The sequence below is a fragment of the uncultured Mailhella sp. genome (genome assembly GCF_963931295.1).
Lineage (GTDB): Bacteria > Desulfobacterota > Desulfovibrionia > Desulfovibrionales > Desulfovibrionaceae > Mailhella.
In genome coordinates this window covers 405,734-424,616 of the sequence record NZ_OZ007001.1, presented here as the reverse complement: position 1 = coordinate 424,616, position 18,883 = coordinate 405,734, and the positions used below count along the sequence as shown (strand labels likewise).

Genomic DNA, 18,883 nt, shown 5'->3' with positions numbered 1-18,883 from the left:
CAAGGATGCGGCACAAGCGGCATGCCTTTGGGCATGTCATCAAGGATTGCTATGAAACGTCGTTTCGTGTTTTCAGGAGCCTGGTTTGCGCTGATTGCGCTGTGCGCGGCGCTCGTCGTCGCCGGATGCGGCCGCAAGGGCGATCCTGTGCCCGACTACTCCCGCGATGAATTTTCCTTTGCCTCGCTCAGCGCCGAGGCCGCGGCGGACGGCACCATCACGTTTCAGGGCACGGTGTCGGGCGCAGCTCAGAACCTGGAATACATGGTGCTGGAAATGCAGGCCGTGGACGGCGAACTGTGCGAAGGCTGCCCCTTCCTGCCGCAGGATCAGTACCGCGTCGATTCCCGCGACGCCTGGGAAAGCAACAGCGGCTCGTCGTTCAGCTTCGTGTATCGCCCCGTGTTTTCCGGCAGCGCTTATCGGTGGCGTCTCATCGGTCACAATCTTTACTCGGGCCTGCCCGACGTGGTGAGCCCCATGCAGACGGTGTTCATGGACGGCTATTCCGGCATCGACATGTCCATGCCCGCCCTCGGAGAATAATCATGCCTGCTCTTCAACGTGCGGCGCGCCTTTTGTGCGCCCTGTGCCTGTGCCTCGGAATCTGCGCTCCTTCCGCCTGGGCCGCCGCCTACGCCGACTTCCGTTCCGACGTCCAGTACCGCATCGACGGCAAATCCGTGCATGCCTGCGGAGCCGCCATGTCCTCCGGCCACTACTCCAGACTCGACCTCGACCTCGGCAAGGCCGGAGCCTTCACGCTCCTCATCGACAGCCGCAATCACATGCTCCGCGTGCTCTCCCAGCGCCTCAAGGCCTACGTCGAAATTCCCGTCTCCGGAGACCCCCGCGATTGGCGCAGCCTCGTCAAAAGCGCCGCGGCCGCCGTCATGCCCCAGAGCATGGGCATGATCAGCCTCCAGGAAAAGGAAGTTACCCCCATAGGAAAGGATAACTGGCAGGGCTACTCCGTCAGAAAAACACGCAACGTCTTCGAGGCCGGCTTCATGGGCTCCACCAGACGCTTCACCGTCGAAGTCTGGGAAAACGAGGCCTTCTCCCCCTTCCCCATGCACGTCAGAGCCGAAGAAACCGACGCTACCCACGGCGGCGCCGCCTGGCTCACCAATATCGTCGCGGAACAGGCCGCCCAGTCCATGTTCCAAATCCCCCAGGGCTTCTCCCGCTATACCTCCGTCCTCGACCTCTTCCTCTACGCCCTCACCGCTTTCTAAAGGCAGAAAATGCAGGAAAGGCATGCGGGGGAAATAATTCCCCCCGCGCCCCCCTGATTCTGCTTCGCAGCTAAAGCTGCTTCAGCAGGACAGGGTGAACGGGAAGATTATGTCCGAAGCAAAGGGCGAGGGGAGAGTGAAGGCAGAAGGCGTTTTTTCAACGCTCTGGGGCCCCGGGCGACGTCAGGAGCCCGGCCGACGGGCATAAGCAGGCGGGATTCACTCCCGCCGTTAAACGCAATGCCCGTCGTACAAGTTCCGCAGGCCGTACAGTGTGTCTTGCGTCAACGGGATGTTGTGGCAGAACTATTCCTGCGAGGTCAGAAATAATTCCCCCCGCGCCCCCCTGATTCTGCTTCGCAGCTAAAGCTGCTTCAGCAGGACAGGAGCGTGCAGGCAAAGCGCGTTGCCTATGGCTGCGGTCGGGCAAAAAGGTCATGTCCGCAGCGGGCGGAGTGCTTGGCGAACGCTGTTCGGTCTGCGGTCTCAGTGCAGGTGTGCGCTGCCGCGCCCCCCCCTGCGGTGGCCGACATTGATTCCGGCGTGCCCGGAGTCAATGTGAGTAAGGAAGAAATTTCCAGATTTTTGTTGGAGAAGTAATCGGCACGGCGTGGCGGAATTGATTTTCGGTTCAGTCGCCGGGGCGGGGAGAATGCCTGTCGGAAGGCTTTTTCTCAACGCTCTGGGGCCCCGGGCGACGTCAGGAGCCCGGCCGACGGGCATAAGCAGGCGGGATTCACTCCCGCCGTTAAACGCAATGCCCGTCGTACAAGTCCCGCAGTCCGTATAGTGTGTCTTGCGCAAACGGGATGTGTAGGACGCCGGGGCGTTCGTCAGATATATAGAAAGTGTTCCGAGAGTGGGGCGTCTTCCTCTCTTTTTTTTTCGATTCAGCGCTTATGCCGGGGTGACGTTTGCCGGACAAAGAGCGGCGCGGAATGTCGGCTGCCGCCCATGATGTTGCACGGCGTTGCCTTTTAAAAATCTTGTCCCCCTTCCATTCAATTTCCGGTCTGCCCCCTTCTACTGAGCGATTTGAGGCGATTGATTTTTCTGATTCTTGACAGTGGGGGAAGGGGGGTGGATAGTGGAAAAGCTCAGGTTTGGAGTTTTTAAGGCAGGGACGTTGCGGATATGACGATAGGCAGCGGATTTCATTTATCAGATCTTCAATACTGGCGCGAGTTGAAGATACTGGCGGAGCGCGCCTCGCGGGATGTATTGTCCGGGCTTTTGAATCGTGAGACGGCGACGGACTACATTGAGCAGTGTTTGCGGCACATGCAGCCTGGGGACATGTGTGCGTTGTTCATTGTTGATCTGGACAATTTCAAGCAGGTGAACGACACGCTGGGGCATCAGGCCGGGGATCAGGTCATCCGTCTGGCGGCGAAGGCGCTGTCGGGGTGTTTTCGGGCGACGGACATTGTGGGGCGTCTTGGCGGGGACGAGTTTTTTGCGCTGATTTCGGGTCCGATTACGGAGGAGAGTGCGCGGGAGAAGGCGCGGAGCATATGTGAGGCGCTGCAGTTTTCGATAGGCGTGAATCCGACGCTGCATGTGAGTTCGAGCGTTGGGGTGTACATAGCGTCCGGGGAGACGCGGGCGTTTGAGAAGCTGTACGAGCGTGCGGATGCGGCGTTGTACGAGGCCAAGGCGGAGGGGCGCAACAGGTATCACATCAGCAGCGGGGAGGAGTCGGAAGAAGGCGAGCACGAGACGGAAGTGCTGCCGTATGCGCCTGTTCAGCTTCAGGCGCTGCTTGAGCACATGGAAGAAGGCGTGGCGCTGCTGGAAGTGCAGGAGAACATCAGCGTGGTGTATGCGAGTCCTGCGCTTTTGGGCATGCTGGGCGCGGAGCCGGGAAGCGTGGCGCTGCCGTGTGATCTTTCGTCGTTTTCCGGGATTCATCCCGACGACGTGCCCGAATACGAGCGGCTTTTGCGCGAGAGCATGGCGAGCGGCCGCGGGGTGGAATACGAGCATCGTTTTCTGCGCAACGGGGTATGGCGCTGGTGTCGGGCGCGGGTGACGCGCATGCCGGCGTCCGGCGGCAGGGTGTCGATGCTGGCGCTGGTGCGGGATGTTTCAGGAGCGCGCAAGCGCGAGGACGCGCTTCAGGAAGAGAGCGAGCTTTTGAAGCTGGCGCTTGATCGCGGTTCGCGCGTGCTCTGGGAACTGGACGTGTCGTCGCGTCGATTTGTGCTGTTCAACAGTCGGCGTCGAGTGAACGCGTCGTCCATGCGGGTGGAGAATTTTCCGGAAGGCCTGATTGAGCGCAGGTGGGTGCATCCGGATTCCGTTTCCCGGTTCCGGGCTTTTGCGCGCGACATGCTGGGCGGACGTCCTGCGGGCGGCGGAGCGTTCATTCTGCGGCACAAGATGAGTCGTCGATACGGGTGGTTTTCGGTGTACTATCGGGTGCTGCCCGACGGGGATCGGCGGCCGCTCAAGGTGATAGGCATTGCGGAACCGCTTTCCGGGGGCGTGCTTTCGGGCGGAGGGATATCCGGCCGGGAGCGGCTGTGGGAGGCGCTGCGTCCGAATCTGTTCTGCTATCTGCGGCTTGATCTGACGCGTGACCGTGTGGAGGCGCTCTGGTCGGAAGGGCGGACGTTTACGCAGCATTTGCGCGGCGTGAGCTGCATGGAGCTCCTGAAGTGGGAGAAGAAGCGGCTGTTTCGGCGGGAGGACAGGGATGAATTTCTGTCGGTGTTCGGTCGGGATGCGCTGCTGGAGGCGTTTGCGCACGGCTCGGAGTGGGTGACGCGGGAATATCGTCGCGTGGACGAGGGCGGCATGGTGCGCTGGCTGTCGTACACGGCGCATCTGGCGCAGAATCCGCTTTCCGGGGACGTGCAGGCCTTCGGCTTTCTGCAGGACACGGAACGGCGGCATGCGCGGGAAGCGTCGCTGGTGCGCAGCTCAAGCGATTTGCCGGTGCACGGCATCTACGGGCGCGACATGGCCCGCAGGCTGGCGGAAAACGTGCTGGAGACCGGGGGCTTTCCGCTGCATCTGCTGGCGTTTGTGCGGGTGCTTGGTCTGTCCGGGCCGGAAGCGGCGCGCCGTCGTCGATTTATTTTCATGGCGTTTTCGTTGCTGCTCGGTTCCGACTGCGTGATGGGCGAGCACGGCGAGGACGCGTTTACGGTGTTTCGTTCCGACGCCGCGCCGCGGGTGGTGACGCGGCAGCGCATGGACGAAGCATTTGCCTTTGTGCGTCAGGCGCTGTTTGACTGCGGCATGGCCATGATTCCGCGTTTTGTGGCGGCGGTGGCCTGCGCCGATCTTTGCGGAACGGACTACGAGGCGCTGGTGCGGCGAGCCGAGCAGATGTGCGGCGAATGGGAAAACGAGCCTTCGGACGTGATTGTGTTCATTGACGATCTGTCGCCGTTCCAGCCCGAGCGGTCGGACGGGCTGCCGCTGGGCGCGGAATCCGCGGCTTCGGCGTCGGTCGTGCGGGATGCGGCGTCCGGCGGTGAGGTTCCGGCTTCCGTTCCGGCAGAGGAGTCTGCGCCGGATGCGGCGTCGGCATCCGCGGGCGCGGCGGCCCCCGGAACTTCCGATGCAACGCTCCCTGCGGGGGCGGGAACTTCGGCTCCTGCGCCCCATGCTGCTCCCGGAACTTTTGCCGCCGTGTCCCACGGCGCCCTCGGATCACCGGCTCTCGCGTCTGCTTCGGCTTCCGGAACCTCGGCCCCTGCGGCCGCTGCCGCCCACGGAACATCGATTCCCGGAGCCTCCGGAACTTCGCCTCTCGGCGCGTCGTTCCCCGGCGCGACGGCATCCGCTCCGGCCGTGGGCAACGCGGCCCTCGGCGCTCCGCTTCCCGGCATGGCGGCCCTGGTTTCCGCTGCGGCTGCGTCGGCGGCTGCCTCGGCCGACCATACCGACCATGCCGACCACGCGGTTTCCGCCGTTGAGAGCGACGTCGCCGCCCGCCCGGCGCAGTCCGTGTTTCCGAAGGAGGACGTGCGTAACGTCGAACCGGCGCGCCGCCTCTCCGACAATGGCAAGAATACGGCCATAGCCTGTCTGGAAGCCCTGCTGCTCGACGAGTCCCCGGACGTCGTCATGGCGGAGGTGCTGCGGAATCTGGGAGAATACTATCAGGCGGACAGAGTCTATACCCTCGCCCTCGTCGACGACGGCCGCAGCGTGCGCGCCACCCACGAATGGGTGAACGACGGCCGCCGCAGTCTGAAGAAGCAGTTTTCCGACGTGCCTCTCGACAAGATTCCCATGTGCTGGCGCGCCCTGCGCGAGAACGCGCCCCTGCACATGCGCAGCAGGGGCGACCGCTGGAGCTATGCCGTGTTCCCCCTCGCGCCGGAAGACGGCGAGCCCGACGGTCTGCTCTGCGTGGAGAATCCGCGGGCCCGCATGGAAGGCGACGGTCTGTTCGCCGTGCTCATGCCGTATCTGGAACGGTCGCTGCGCGTGTCCGGTCAGGGGCGGGATTCCGGCATGCGCGACGCGCTCACCGGATTGCAGAATCTGCGCGCCTACATGGACAAGGTGTGTCTGCTCACGTCCGACGCCTATAGTTCTCTGGGGGCGTTCATTCTGGATATTCCCGGGGCGTCCCAGCCGCGGCGGCGCGTGGGACAACGGAATTCGTGGCGCATCCTGTACGTTGCCGAAACGCTGAGCGCCGTGTTCGGTCGCGAACTGCTGTTCCGCACCCGCAGCGACGAATTCGTGGCCCTGTGCGCCAACAGCACCCAGAACGTTTTCCTCGCGCGGGTGCTGAGAGCGCAGTCCCTGCTGCAGCGGCGATATCCGGGCCAGCTGCGCTTCGGCTATTCCTGGTCGGAAGGTCTTTTTTCCGGCGACAAGCTGGTCAAGGAGGCGCGCACCATCATGCTCTGCAATCAGCTGGAGCCTGCGGCCGACGGAAAGGGGCAGTCCGCGCACGGCGTGCGGGGGCCCGCCGTGGCGGGCACGGCCGGACTGGAGAGCTTTACCATCTACCTTCAGCCCAAGGTGAACATGCGCACCGGCGATCTCGTGGGCGCGGAAGTCTTGGTGCGCGGCCTCGACGGTTCGGGCCGCGTCATTGCGCCCGCCCTGTTCATGGAATCCCTGGAACGCACGGGCGTCATCCGCGAGGTGGATCTGCACGTGCTCAATCTGGCGCTCTCCACCATGGAAAACTGGCGCGTGCGCGGCTGGAAGGTGCTGCCGCTTTCCGTGAACTTTTCGCGCGCCACCATGCTGAGCGCCTCGGCGCCGGGTTCGGTGCTGGCGCTGTTCAGCCGGTATCCGCATATTTCGCCGAACCTGCTCGAAATCGAGGTTTCCGAAAACGCCGGCGATCTGGAAAACCGCACGCTCGAACGCGCCATGGCGGGGTTTCGTCCGTTCGGGGTGCGCTTCGGTCTCGACGACTTCGGCACGCGTTACGCCAATCTTTCGGTGTTCGCCAACGTGGCCTTCGATACCGTGAAGCTCGACAGAAGTCTCATCAGCGGCCTGTCGCACAACGCCGTGGGACGCGCCCTCGTGGGCGACATCGTGCGGCTGTGCGCGGTGCGCAACATGACCTGCGTTGCCGAAGGCGTGGAGACGCAGGCGCAGATCGACGCCCTGCTTGCGGAAGGCTGCGTGATCGGACAGGGCTTCTACTACGGTCGCCCCATGTCGGCGGCGGATTTTGAACGCAGATACCTGCGCCCCCAGCCGGGGCAGGAAGGCGTGACCCCATGACGGCAGAAGCGACAACGGTTCCGACGCGCTGAGCACGGAGCAAAGGGGGAAAAGGATGGAAAAGGCGAGAGCAAAGGAGAAGAGAGGCGGAGAATAACACAGCCTCGTATCGTTCCATTTTTTCTCATGTCGCAGACCAGACCAGAGGGTTTGTGCCTCGCCCTTGTGCGATACACAATAGTTATGGTCCTGCCTGGTTCTAAGAGAACAGCCTTGCAAAGGGATGATGACGAATCATGATTTCTTTACTCTTTTTCATGATGAACCCCGTTTTAATAGACCTGACCAGCAGAGGGGTTATGACCTGTTCCTTCAATTATTTTCTAATGACGTTTCTAAAGGTTACGTTCTCATAGACCTGCCCGGAGGGATGGTAACCCATCATTACGGGGCGCTTAGTATTCTTTTGGTGGCTTTCCCCTCATGAGTGAGCGATAAGGCAGTTCTGCAACGAGCTGCCTTTTTTTATCGGAAAGCGGCTGCCAGAACTGAGGCGCAGGCGAGGGCAGGCGCGAAAATAAAAGGATCGGTCAGGAACGCTGATGCGAGGTCGGCGAGGGCGAGGCAGGGCAGGGTGAAAATCGAGGCGAGAGCGGGCGCGGCGGCTTTCGACATTTCCCCGAGCTTTCGGTCAGGCGGGAGATACGCGCAAGCAAAGTCCCGACGCCTCTCCCGCAGTGAAGCGCGGTGCAGGGCTTGCCGGGGGAATTCCGACGCCCCCGCCTCAGCAACGCGCGTGGGGGGGGAGAGCGGTACACGTTTGGCAGTGGCGCTTGCTACGTCGTGGTGGAGACAAGCAGGCACGCAGAACGGCGCAACGCCGCATGCGGATTGCAGTTTCCTTATGATTCCGGTGCAGGAGGACTGTGGAAATCTTTGATTTCTTCTCTGCATGAGTTTTTGAACATGTGGAGGAGAAAGCACTTGCTTTTTTACCGTGGTACGACTACTTATCAGTAAAGATTCTTAATAAGGAGGGTGCCATGTACGACAAGGTCAGAACGCGACGCGCCTTTTTCCTTGTGCTGCTGCTGTTTTTTTTTTGCGAGTGACGCGGCGGCGAAGTTTACTCGTCCAACTTTTGACCCCTTACGGGAGCCGGTTGCCATGACAGAGAGCGGATTTCGTATTGTGGCGCGCGGCGATGCCGCCGTGCCGCCTCTCACGCCCAGGGGAGCGGATGTGATTCTCCGCAAGGCCACGGAAGCGCCGTGGTCCGGTGAATATGAAAAGAACACGGCGGCGGGAACGTATTTGTGCCGTCAGTGCGGCGTAGCGCTGTATCGTTCGTCGGACAAGTTTGATTCCGGCTGCGGCTGGCCCGCCTTTGACGACGCGCTGCCCGACATCGTGCGTCGTCTGCCCGATGCCGACGGTCGCCGCGTGGAGATCGTGTGCAATCATTGCGGGGCGCATCTGGGACACGTGTTTGAAGGCGAGCGTCTGACGGAAAAGAATACGCGTTACTGCGTGAATTCGTTGTCGATGAGCTTTGCGCCTGCGGGCAGCGAGAAGGAGAAGCTGGGGCTTGCGCTGTACACGCAGGTTCGCGGAACCAGCGTGGCGGTGCTTGCGGGCGGCTGTTTCTGGGGCGTGGAAGACGCCATGAGCAAGCTGCCGGGCGTGGTGGACGTGCGATCCGGCTACACGGGCGGGCATACCGACCGGCCGTCCTATGAGGATGTCTGCCGCGGCGATACCGGCCACGCCGAAGCCGTGCTCGTGCGCTTCGATCCCGCCAAAATCAGCTATGAAGCCATCGTGCGCCGCTTCTTTGAAATTCACGATCCCACCCAGCTCAACCGCCAGGGCCCGGACGTGGGCAGTCAGTACCGCTCCGCCGTGTTCTGGCTGGATGAAAACCAGAAGCAGACCGCACAGAAACTCATCGATGAACTGCGCCGCCTCGGCTACGACGTCGTCACCCAACTCGAACCCGCCGGCCCCTTCTACGAGGCCGAAGCCTGGCATCAGGACTTCACCAGACGCACCGGCCGCGGCGGCTGCCACCTCCCCGTCCCCCGCTTCGACCGCCCCGCAAAGTAAAGCCAGGAAGAGAGGAAAGGCAGAAAAGGCAGGAAAGGCAGAAAAGGCATGCGGGGGAAATAATTCCCCCCGCACCCCCCTGTTTCTGCCGTGCGGCTGCGCCGCCCGGCAGGACAGGGTGAACGGAAAGATTGTGCTCGGATCTGTGGGCGAAGGGGGGAGTGTCTGCCGGAAGGCCGTCTTTCAACGCTCTGGGGCCCGCGGGCGACATCAGGAGTCCGGGCATGGCAGCCCTCCCGAGATCATCAGGCAGGCAAGGGAACCCCGAAACCAACGAAGGCGCAGCCTCAAGAGAAAAGTTTGAGGTCGCGCCTTTTGTTTTGCGGGCAGAAAAGCGCCTTGACGGAGTTTCCTTTGCATCCTTCGCTCAACGCCGCGGACGGGCGGCATCAATGCGTGATGATTTTTTGGATTTTCAAGAGGGCATCCCACTGTTCGCCGAAGGCGTTCAGGAGCTGTTTCTGTGAAACATCCGTGGACGACATGAGGCAGTAGGTATTTCTTTCCGTGAAAGAAAAATCTGCTTTGTTTTTTATTTTTCCTGCGGCGCTTTCAAGGCTGGTCAACATACTTTCATCCTGTCTCATGTCGCTTATGTAAAGATACAGTTTGATGGAGCAGGTGTCGTCGTCATTGAGGGAAATATTAATGTAAATCGGCCAGTAGGTGTCATTTTCTTCGGAACGTTCCGCAATTTTCCAAGTCGTGAAATCGCACGAGCCTTTTTGTATGTAATAGGATGTTTTAAACTTTTTGCTTACGGCAAGGGAAAGGTCTATCTCCTTTATATATTTCATTCTCTTGATAAGTCTTTCAAATATCCACTGATGTTTGACGTATGTTTTATACAGAGAAATGTCGAAGTGCTTCTTGTCGGCAATAAAATCGGTGATGCTGTCCTCATGCAGATCCTTCACGGCGTTGATGAGTTCTGCATGCGTGTGACAGAGCTGATCCATGCAGTCGTCGAAGGCGCTTTCGTCGTCAATGGCGGTATGGAATGATTCGAGAATGTATCTTATCCGCTGTTCTTTGACGTCCTTCTTATGATTGACGATAAATTCGGATATCCAGGAGAAGTCGAGCGGTATCCAGCCCTTTTGGGCGATGTGTTCCATTTCAGGAACGTTCATATTGACGTCGAGATAGACGAAGAACGTTTTCTCCAGCTTGTTTTTGCGCGTGTTGGAAAAATATTTTTGATAGAAACTGAGCTGATTGTTGTGTTCCTTGGAGCCGAATTTGTTTTCAATGACAATGCATACCTTGTCGCTGACAAGAAGAATGTCCAGTCTTCCCTTTTTCCCGTAATGCTTGATGGTCTGCTCGGTAAGAATGGTCGCGGAACCGATGTCGCCGAGGGTCAGCCGGTCTGAGTTCAGCTCTTCGTGCTGTTTGACGCTGTTGTTTATCTCCGCCACAAAAGCTTTGAGAAAGGCATTGCCTAAACCGTGACTTTCTTCTGGATCAAGAAGCCAGGCGATCAGTTGTGACGTGCCGAGCTCATTGAGCGAAATAAAATCAAATATATTGTTCTTTTTTGAATAGTTGACAATAACGGCGTCGGATTCAAACTTTTTGATGGGGATGGTCATGGCATATTCCTTTGTTCAAGGGAAAATTTTTTGCTGAATGCTTCATAATATGATATTGTTCTTTATTGCTCAAGTGATATCTATGCAGAACGGCAACACTCACGCCTTCCAGCTTCCCTATTCACTGCAACAATTCACTGCGCAATCTCTTCCTCGATGGCTTCTCACGTTCGACATCAGAGACACTCAACGCGTAGTCACTCCCCTCTGCCTTTCCTGCGCCATCTCCCTACGCCATCAGCGGAAAAGCGCAGGACACCCGCTCTCTCAGCTATAACGTTCCTTCCCTCGATTCAGCCTTTTGACTTTGCAGGCAGGGTAAGCGGATCATTCAACACGGCACCATCGACGGGGCAGACGTCATAACCTGCGCCTTGTTGTCTCGAATGCAGGCGTTGTCGTCCTGCCATTTTTTTACTCTCCAAACATCTGGAAATTCCCCCCTTTGACACGACTGCCGACATTTGTCGGACAGAAGTCGGCGCGCAGCAGCGCACACCTGCACTGAGACCGCAGACCGAACAGCGCCCGCCAAGCACCCCGGCATCCGCAGTCCCCGCCTTTCTGCACTTCCGCCATCTTCGGCAATGCGCTTTGTCTTGCCGTCAGCGCCTGCCGAACCGGCGCAGCCGCACGGCAGAATCAGAGGGGCGCGGGGGGAATTATTTCTGACCTTGCAGAGTTCCGAAGAGCACACAGACCCGTTTGCGCAAGACAAGCTGTACGGCCTGCGCGGCTTGCACGACGGGCATTGCGTTTTACGCCGGAAGTGAATTCCGGCTGCTTATGCCCGTCGGCCGGACTCCTGACGTCGCCCGGGGCCCCACAGCGTTGAGAAACGTCCTTCCGGCCTCCACTCCCACCGTTGCCCACAGCTTCGGGCATAATCTTTCCGTTCACCCTGTCCTGCCGAAGCAGCGTTAGCTGCGAGGCAGAAACAGGGGGGTGCGGGGGGAATTATTTCTGACCTTGCAGAGTTCCGAAGAGCACACAGACCCGTTTGCGCAAGACACGCTGTACGGCCTGCGCGGCTTGCACGACGGGCATTGCGTTTTACGCCGGAAGTGAATTCCGGCTGCTTATGCCCGTCGGTCGGACTCCTGACGTCGCCCGGGGCCCCACAGCGTTGAGAAACGTCCTTCCGACCTCCACTCCCACCGTTGCCCACAGCTTCGGGCATAATCTTTCCGTTCACCCTGTCCTGCCGAAGCAGCGTTAGCTGCGAGGCAGAAACAGGGGGGTGCGGGGGGAATTATTTCCCCCGCATGCCTTTCCTGCCTTTCCTGTCTTTTCTGCCTTTTCTCTCTTTCTGCCTTTAACTAAAAAAGGGCGTCCGTTTTTGGGGCGCCCTTTTTTAGGTTTATGTTTTCTGGTTAGCTGCCGGGTTCCTTATCGGTCTTTTCCACGGGGCAGCCGCACCACGGGCAGTAGTGCATGGCGGCGGAGGGGAGGGGTTTGCCGCAGTCGGGGTTGGGGCAGACGATGGGGCAGGGGCCGAGTTCGACGATGAGTTCGCCTTCGCGCACGGGGATCATTTTACGCGTGGCCTGGTAGTCGGCGGTTTTGAGCACGCGTTTGACGATGCCGTCGGTGGGGGCGAGCACGGCCTTTTCCTGCTTCATGATGGAGATGTTGAACAGTTCGTCTCCGGCCTTCACGATATCGCCGGGCTTGACGTACATCACCCAGAGGTCGCCGTTGGAGGGGGCGGCCACGTGGTAGATGTTGTTCTCATCGGCCATGGTGGTGTCGGCGGAGGTCATGCGGCCTTCGGAGACTTTGACTTCGTGACTGATGAGGATGGAGTCGAAGCTGTAGCGCACGGTGACGGTTCCGTGATCGGTGACGGGACTGATGCGGAAGATGGTCATCTTGTGGGGCTTGCCGCTCGAGTCGGTGAACTGGAGTTCCTGACCCAGCTTGAGGCCTTCAAACCACACATGCAGGGGCAGGCGGTTGGGATCGCCGTACTTCTTGACGAACTGCATGGTTTTGACGGCGTCGCCGGGGTGGTTCAGGTACATGACGAGTTCTTCGTCGGTGGGGGCGCGCTTGATGATGGCGGCGCAGGCCTTGGATTCGGCTTCAACGTTGACGTCCTTCAGGTGCTCGAGGGGAGAATCCTCGGTGCGGGAGGCGAGGGCGGAGCGGTAGGCGGAGCTGCCGAAGGCGCTCTCATAGACCCAGTCTTCGGGGAAGCCGAGGGGCAGGCGGCCGAACTTGCCGAGCAGCAGGTTGCGGAAGGCGTCGTTGCAGTCGCGGTAGATGTCGAGGCGCTGTTCGCGAAGGATGTCGTCCACCTGATCTTCGGGGGTGACGGCGGCGAGTTCGGCCACGCGGATGAGGTCCTGCACGCCCTTTTCGCCGCTGCGCTTGAAGGCGTTGGTCACGGCGAGGAAGGCGGTGTTCCAGGTGATCTGGGAACCGGGCGTGACGTCGTGATAGCGCACGATCTTGCGGATGGCGGCAAGGAAGCGCAGCATGTGGGGCAGCAGCTGAATGTAGCCCTGCTTCATGGCGCCTTCCTGCGAGGACGAGGTGGCTCCGCCGGGCATGCAGTGATACACGGCGTTGTAGTCGGTGCCCTGGAAGTAGGGGGAGCAGTAGCGGTCGTAGAAGGGCATGATCTGCTTGAGCACGAAGTTGGCCTGGGCGATCATGTCCTTGTTGACCATGGTTTTGAGGCCGAGTTCATTTTCCATGTAGGCCACGGTGGCGAGCACGTCGCCCTGACCGTAGGTGCGCACGCTGGCGCCGAGGCCGGTATCGACGATCTGAACGCCTGCCTTGGCGGCGGCGCCCACGGCGGGCACGAAGAGGCCGTCGGTGGCGTGGCGATGGTAATGAAGCACGAGGTCGGGCCACTGCTTGCGGATGGCCAGGGTGAGATCGGCGATGAAGGACGGCGAGCAGATGCCGGCCATGTCCTTGAGGCCGAGGATGATCATGCGCGAGGCGTCCTTCTGGGTGCAGCCCGCGATGCTGCCGACCATGTCGAGGGTGGCGGCGGTCACGTTGAGGTAGTGGTCGATGTCGAAGCCCTTGGCCACGGAGATGGAGAGGGCGGGTTCAAAGACCACGTCGTTGCGGGAGAGCACGACTTCGGCGATGGGGCGCATGTTGCGCATATCGTTGAGGAAGTCGAAGCAGCGGATGATCTGGTAATTGTCGCAGATCATTTCGCCGGTGATGTTCATGAGGTTGCGGGGCTGGGGGGTGTAGCCGAGCACGTTGGTGGAACGCACGAGCAGCTGCTTGAGCGTCTTGGGCGCGAACTGATTCCAGGCCTGAGCCTCGGTGAAGGGATAGGTCATGTTGGCCATCATGGCCACATGGAAGTGAGCGCCGCCGCCGTTTTCGAGGGAGAAGAAGTTGCAGGAATCGAGGTAGGGCCCGATGAGCGCATCTTCGGCGAGGCGGAAGCGGTTGCCGGTATTGGACTGCGTCATGTCGCGGGTGGTGGTGTCGGTGAAGTGCACCATCTTGGAATCACGCAGGAATTCGAGCAGCTGATCGCGTTCGTGGGGATAGGGGCTCGGAGCGTAGCGGTCTGCGCCGGAGATGTGGGGCAGCACGGGCTCGAAGGCGGGCAGACGGGGGGTGTCTGCGGAGCGGTACTGACCGAGCTGCACGAAGGGATTGTATCCCTTGGCGGTGATTTCGGCCACGAGGTGGCTGAGACGTTCGCCTTCGGGCGCGAGATCCTGATAGTCGAAGAGTTCCGGCGTATTGGCGACGAAGTTGGTGTCGAAGTTGGCGGAGCGGAACTGTTCGTTCTGGAGGATGTGGCGATAGAAGGGCAGCGTGGTCTTGATGCCGGAAATGGTGTACTCTTCGAGGGCGCGGTTCATGATGCTGAGAATGCGTTCCCAGCTTCTGCCGAAGGCGATGAGGAGCGCGCCCGCGGAATCGTAGTTCGAGGGGAAGTCGTAACCGGCGCAGAGGTTGGAGTCGATGCGGATGCCGGGGCCGCCGGGGGATTCGTAGCGGACGACGCGACCGCAGTTGGGGGTAAAGTTGTTCTGGGGGTCTTCGCAGTTGATGCGGACCTGCATGGCCCAGTTCTGGGGCTTGGTGTTTTCCTCGTTGAAGGGGAGTTCGGCGCCGAAGGCGATGGCGATCTGCGCGCCGACGAGGTCGATGCCGTAGCGGCTTTCGGTGATGCCGTGTTCGACCTGGAGACGGGTGTTGACCTCGATCATGTAGGGGGTGCCGTCCTGGGTGACGAGGAATTCCACGGTGGCGAGGGAATAGTAGTTGACGGCCTTGATGAGGGCGCGTGCGTATTCCTTGAGCTGATCGCGGAGTTTCTGGGTCATGCCGGGCCAGGGGGACGGCGTGATTTCGACGAGCTTCTGATGATTGCGCTGCACGGTGCAGTCGCGTTCATCGAAGGCGAAGACGTTGCCGTACTGATCGGCGATGACCTGGATTTCGATGTGGCGGACGTGTTCGAGGTAGCGTTCGACGAAGAGGCGGGGGTTGCCGAAGGAAGCTTCGGCCATGGTGGAAGCCTTGACGAAGGCGTCTTCGAGTTCCTGCATGGTGCGGATGACGAAGATGCCGCGACCGCCGCCGCCGCCTTCAGCCTTGAGCATGACGGGCAGACCGATTTTCTTGATGACCTTGCGCGCGCCGTTGATGTCGACCGCGCCGTCGGAACCGGGCACGACGGGCACGCCGATCCTGGTGGCGAGATTTCTGGCCTGCACCTTGTTGCCGAGCAGGTTCATGGATTCGCAGGTGGAGCCGATGAAGGTGATGCCGGATTCGGCGCACTTGCGGGGGAAGCTGTCGTCTTCGGAGGCGAAGCCCCAGCCGGGATGGATGCCGACCACGCCGCGGGCCTTGGCCTTGCTGATGATGAGGTCGAGGTCGAGGTAGGCGGAGGGGTTGGGACCGAGGAGCATGAGTTCCTGAGCGGCGGAGGCCGCGGGGGAGGTCTTGTCCACGTCGGTGGCGGTCATGATGGCCACGGCGCCGAAGCGTTCGCGGATGGCGCGGCAGATGCGGCGGGCGGGAATGCCGCGGTTGGCCACGAGTATGGCTTTGCCTTTGAGCTCGGCCTGAACTTGTTCCATGGTTTTTGCAGACATATCTACTCCGAGGAAGGGGGAGGTTTCGGGGGGCCGGGTTCCGACGGGGAAAGTCAGGAGACTTGACCGGCGGGAAGGATGGAGCCGCCCAGAAACGTTTCCGTTCCGAATGCTGTACTGAGGCGAAGCGCGCCGGATTCGGTCACGCCGTCCACCACGCCCTCACAGGGGATTCTGACCATGGTTTCCCTTTCGGGGCAGGCGTCGGCGAGCGTGACGCGGCAGCCGCGGAAGGCGAGATGCCTTTGCGCGAGCGCGGGCCACCACGGTTCGAGGGTCTGCCTTTGTGAATAGCAGGAAAAAAGACGGCTCGCAAGTCGAATCCAGAGCGTGAAAATAGTCACGATGTCCTTGGATTTGCTGTCCTTTTGCGAGGGATCGGCGCAGGCGGGATCGATGAGGGGAAAGCCGGATGCGCGCCTGAGCACGCCTGCGGAAAAAGCGTAGTTATCCCGGAGCATTGAGTTCGGCGGGCAGGAGACGAGGTTGAAGCCCGTGCCCACGATGAGCGCGCCGCGGCGTTCTTCCATGAGCATGCCGCCGACTTTGAAGCAGTCGTTTCTGCCCGGGGCGACGCCGGGGCGGAACGAGGATGAGGGCTGAAGGAGGTCGTTGGGCCATTTGAGGAGCACGGGGCAGCTCTCGCGGGAGAGGGCTTCGGCGAAGAGGGCTCCGCAGGCGGGGGCGGCGGCCGCGGAATCGAAGGGCGGGGCGAGGGGAAGGCGCAGGGCGGAGTAGAGATTGCCCTCGGGGGAGGCCCAGGCGCGGCGCATCTGGCCGCGGCCGGAGCTCTGACGCAGGGAAAGCACGGAGGCCCATTCGGGGAAGAGGTCGGCTTCGACGAGCAGGCGGGCGACGTCGAGGGTTGAGGTGGCAGGGCCGGTGATGTACACTGGGGCGGGCAGTCCGGGCGCGGGAATTTCGAGCCAGCGCACGCCGTTTTTTTCTTTGGGCGTCCAGGCAAGGGCGTCGGGGCCTGCGGATCCGGGACGCGAAGACGAGCCGGAGAGCGGAGCCGAGGCGTTGGCTGCCGCGAGACCGGCGTCCGCGCAGGTGGCCGCGTTTGCAGTTGCGAAGGCCGCGGCGATGGCGTCCGCCTCTGCGCCCGCTTCTGCGCAGGCGCTGGCGTCCGGCGTGTCGGCGCGGTTTCCGCCGTCGTCGCGCTCCGTCCATGCGGCGGCAAACAGCGCCGGAATCGTCGCCAGATCTGCGGCGGTCAGGGCAAGAGGCGAGGCGGCAAGCGCTTCCGGCGAAAAGGGCAGAGCCGTGGGCTCCTGTTCCCCGATGGGGGGCAGGCCCAGATAGAGCAGTCGCAAGGCGGCGTTATCGTTCATGGATCCTCCAGAGCGGCCGTCGCGTATCGGCGGCGATGAAACACACAGCCCCTCCTGCGGGAGGGAGGCGCGCGGCGTTTTTGCCTGCGCGCGGCGGCCCGCGGGCCGGGGGCAACATGGGTGAATGGTATGTGGTGGGCGGCGCGGTGCGCGATCTTCTGCTGGGGCGTCCGGCCCACGACGTGGATGTTTCCTTCAGCGGTGGCGAAGAGTTCTTTCTACAGCGCTTCCCCGCGGCGCGCAATACGGGTCGCAGTCCTGAAATCTGGCTTGTGGGCGCGGACGAGTTCACCCCGCTGGAAGGCGATGTCGAGCACGACATGCTTACCCGCGACGTCACGGTGAACGCCGCCGCCTTCGACGCGCAGGGGCGTCTGTTCTGCCATCCTGATTTTCTTGCGGACATGGCTGCCCGTCGTCTGCGTTTCGCCTCGCCCGACGCGCTGAAAAACGATCCGCTTCGCCTCTTCCGCGTGGCGCGCTTTGCCGCGGCCTGGCCGGACTGGACCGTGCCCCCCGAAACGCTGGACGCCATGCGCCGCGCGGCCGTGGAGTGCCGATCCGCTGTGGCCGCGCTTCCTGCCGAGCGCGTGGGACGCGAATTTCTGCGCGCGCTGGAAGCGCCGAAGCCGTCGCGCTTCTTCACGGTGCTGCGCGACGCGGACTGTCTTTCTCCGTGGTTTGAGGAACTCGCCCCCGCGGCGGACATTCCTGCGGGGCCGCTCCCGTGGCACGACAATTCGGTGCTGGATCATACCCTTGAGGTGCTCGACCGCTGTGCCGGACACCCCCTTGCCGCCTGGATGGCCCTTTGCCACGATCTCGGCAAAATCCGCACGGACGCCGCCATTCTGCCGCATCACTACGGGCATGAGCTCAAGGGCGCGGAACTCGTGCGCGCCCTGGGCCGCCGCCTGCGCCTGCCTTCGCGCCACATCCGCGCGGGCGTGGCGGGCACGGCGCTGCACATGAAAGGGGGCGTGTACGGCTCCCTGCGCGCAGGCACGCGCAGAGACCTGATCTGCAAACTCCAGGAAGCCCGCATCTTCCACGATTTCTGGATCCTCGCCGGAGCCGACGGCGGCTGGAACTGGGAACCCATGGCCTCCCGCGACCTCGCCGCCATCCGTGCCGTGCGCCTGCCCGAAGCCTGGCGCAACCGCGGCGCGGAATCCGGAAAACGCCTGCGTCAGCTCCAGTGCGAAGCCCTCTCCCGACTCCCGAAATCCCAGCCCCCCCGCGCCCTCAACGCCCCGCCTTTGCCGGAAGAGTAAAGGCAGGAAAGGCAGGAAAGGCAGGAAAGGCAGAAAAGGCATGCGGGGGAAATAATTCCCCCCGCGCCCCCCTGATTCTGCCTCCCGACTTCGCCGGCAAGGCAGGCGCCGACGGGAAGGCATGGAGCGTTTCTGAGAACGGGCGGGAGTGCGGAAAGGCAGTGACGCCGGGCTCGGAGTGCTTGGCAGGCGCTGTTCGGGCTGCGGACTCAGTGCAGGTGTGCGCTGCTGCGCCCACCTGCGGTGGCCGACTCCTGTCCGGCCTGCGCCGGACAGTCGTATCAACGGAAGGGATTTCCAGGTGTTTTTTCGGGAACGCCGAAGTCAGGGCCGCAAAGGTAAACCGGAAAGCATTCTTTCAACGCTCTGGGGCCCCGGGCGACGTCAGGAGCCCGGCCGACGGGCATAAGTAGCCGGAATTCACTTCCGGCGTTAAACGCAATGCCCGTCGTGCAAGCGATGCAGCCCGTAAAGTGTGTCCGGCGCAAACGGACGACGGCGTTACTCATGCTCCCGGCAAGATGTCGTCAGGAGCCCGGCCGACGGCGGCGCGTAGCCGGAATTCACTTCCGGCGTTAAACGCAA

8 protein-coding genes are annotated in these 18,883 nt (G+C 61.6%); 5 read left to right on the top strand and 3 right to left on the bottom strand.

Going from position 1 to position 18,883, the window contains the following annotated elements:
- Positions 1-51 precede the first annotated feature (51 nt).
- The 4 genes from ABGT79_RS01705 (at position 52) to ABGT79_RS01690 (ending at position 8,999) form a co-directional block, all read left to right on the top strand.
- A complete protein-coding gene (locus ABGT79_RS01705) occupies positions 52-546 on the top strand; it encodes an LPS translocon maturation chaperone LptM (protein WP_294488148.1) in 495 nt (164 codons plus the stop codon).
- A gap of 2 nt (positions 547-548) precedes the next feature.
- Complete coding sequence (locus ABGT79_RS01700; RefSeq protein WP_346664723.1) at positions 549-1,238, top strand: hypothetical protein; 690 nt, start codon at positions 549-551, stop codon at positions 1,236-1,238.
- A gap of 1,134 nt (positions 1,239-2,372) precedes the next feature.
- Positions 2,373-6,953 (top strand): EAL domain-containing protein, encoded by a 4,581-nt coding sequence (locus ABGT79_RS01695; protein ID WP_346664722.1) that lies wholly within the window; start codon positions 2,373-2,375, stop codon positions 6,951-6,953.
- 1,107 nt (positions 6,954-8,060) lie between these two features.
- Entirely contained in the window at positions 8,061-8,999 is a 939-nt protein-coding gene (locus ABGT79_RS01690; protein WP_346664721.1) for a bifunctional methionine sulfoxide reductase B/A protein, read from the top strand.
- A gap of 389 nt (positions 9,000-9,388) precedes the next feature.
- Here ABGT79_RS01690 and ABGT79_RS01685 read toward each other — a convergent pair whose 3' ends face one another.
- The 3 genes from ABGT79_RS01685 to ABGT79_RS01675 form a co-directional block, all read right to left on the bottom strand.
- Positions 9,389-10,594, bottom strand: coding sequence for a PD-(D/E)XK nuclease family protein (locus ABGT79_RS01685; protein WP_346664720.1), 1,206 nt, complete (start codon positions 10,592-10,594; stop codon positions 9,389-9,391).
- A 1,373-nt stretch (positions 10,595-11,967) separates the two neighbouring features.
- Positions 11,968-15,690 (bottom strand): pyruvate carboxylase, encoded by a 3,723-nt coding sequence (locus ABGT79_RS01680; RefSeq protein WP_346664719.1) that lies wholly within the window; start codon positions 15,688-15,690, stop codon positions 11,968-11,970.
- Between the two features lie 53 nt (positions 15,691-15,743).
- Positions 15,744-17,024, bottom strand: coding sequence for a hypothetical protein (locus ABGT79_RS01675; protein WP_346664718.1), 1,281 nt, complete (start codon positions 17,022-17,024; stop codon positions 15,744-15,746).
- 116 nt (positions 17,025-17,140) lie between these two features.
- Between ABGT79_RS01675 and ABGT79_RS01670 the strand changes: the two genes are divergently transcribed.
- Positions 17,141-18,298, top strand: coding sequence for an HD domain-containing protein (locus tag ABGT79_RS01670; protein WP_346664717.1), 1,158 nt, complete (start codon positions 17,141-17,143; stop codon positions 18,296-18,298).
- Positions 18,299-18,883 lie beyond the last annotated feature (585 nt).

What these genes read in the sequence shown, in the direction of transcription:
- ABGT79_RS01705 (WP_294488148.1), top strand. Translation starts at nt 52, where the DNA reads ATGAAACGTCGTTTCGTGTTTTCAGGAGCCTGGTTTGCGCTGATTGCG.
- ABGT79_RS01690 (WP_346664721.1), top strand. Translation starts at nt 8,061, where the DNA reads ATGACAGAGAGCGGATTTCGTATTGTGGCGCGCGGCGATGCCGCCGTG.
- ABGT79_RS01700 (WP_346664723.1), top strand. Translation starts at nt 549, where the DNA reads ATGCCTGCTCTTCAACGTGCGGCGCGCCTTTTGTGCGCCCTGTGCCTG.
- ABGT79_RS01670 (WP_346664717.1), top strand. Translation starts at nt 17,141, where the DNA reads ATGGGTGAATGGTATGTGGTGGGCGGCGCGGTGCGCGATCTTCTGCTG.
- ABGT79_RS01675 (WP_346664718.1), bottom strand. Translation starts at nt 17,024, where the DNA reads ATGAACGATAACGCCGCCTTGCGACTGCTCTATCTGGGCCTGCCCCCC.
- ABGT79_RS01685 (WP_346664720.1), bottom strand. Translation starts at nt 10,594, where the DNA reads ATGACCATCCCCATCAAAAAGTTTGAATCCGACGCCGTTATTGTCAAC.
- ABGT79_RS01680 (WP_346664719.1), bottom strand. Translation starts at nt 15,690, where the DNA reads ATGTCTGCAAAAACCATGGAACAAGTTCAGGCCGAGCTCAAAGGCAAA.
- ABGT79_RS01695 (WP_346664722.1), top strand. Translation starts at nt 2,373, where the DNA reads ATGACGATAGGCAGCGGATTTCATTTATCAGATCTTCAATACTGGCGC.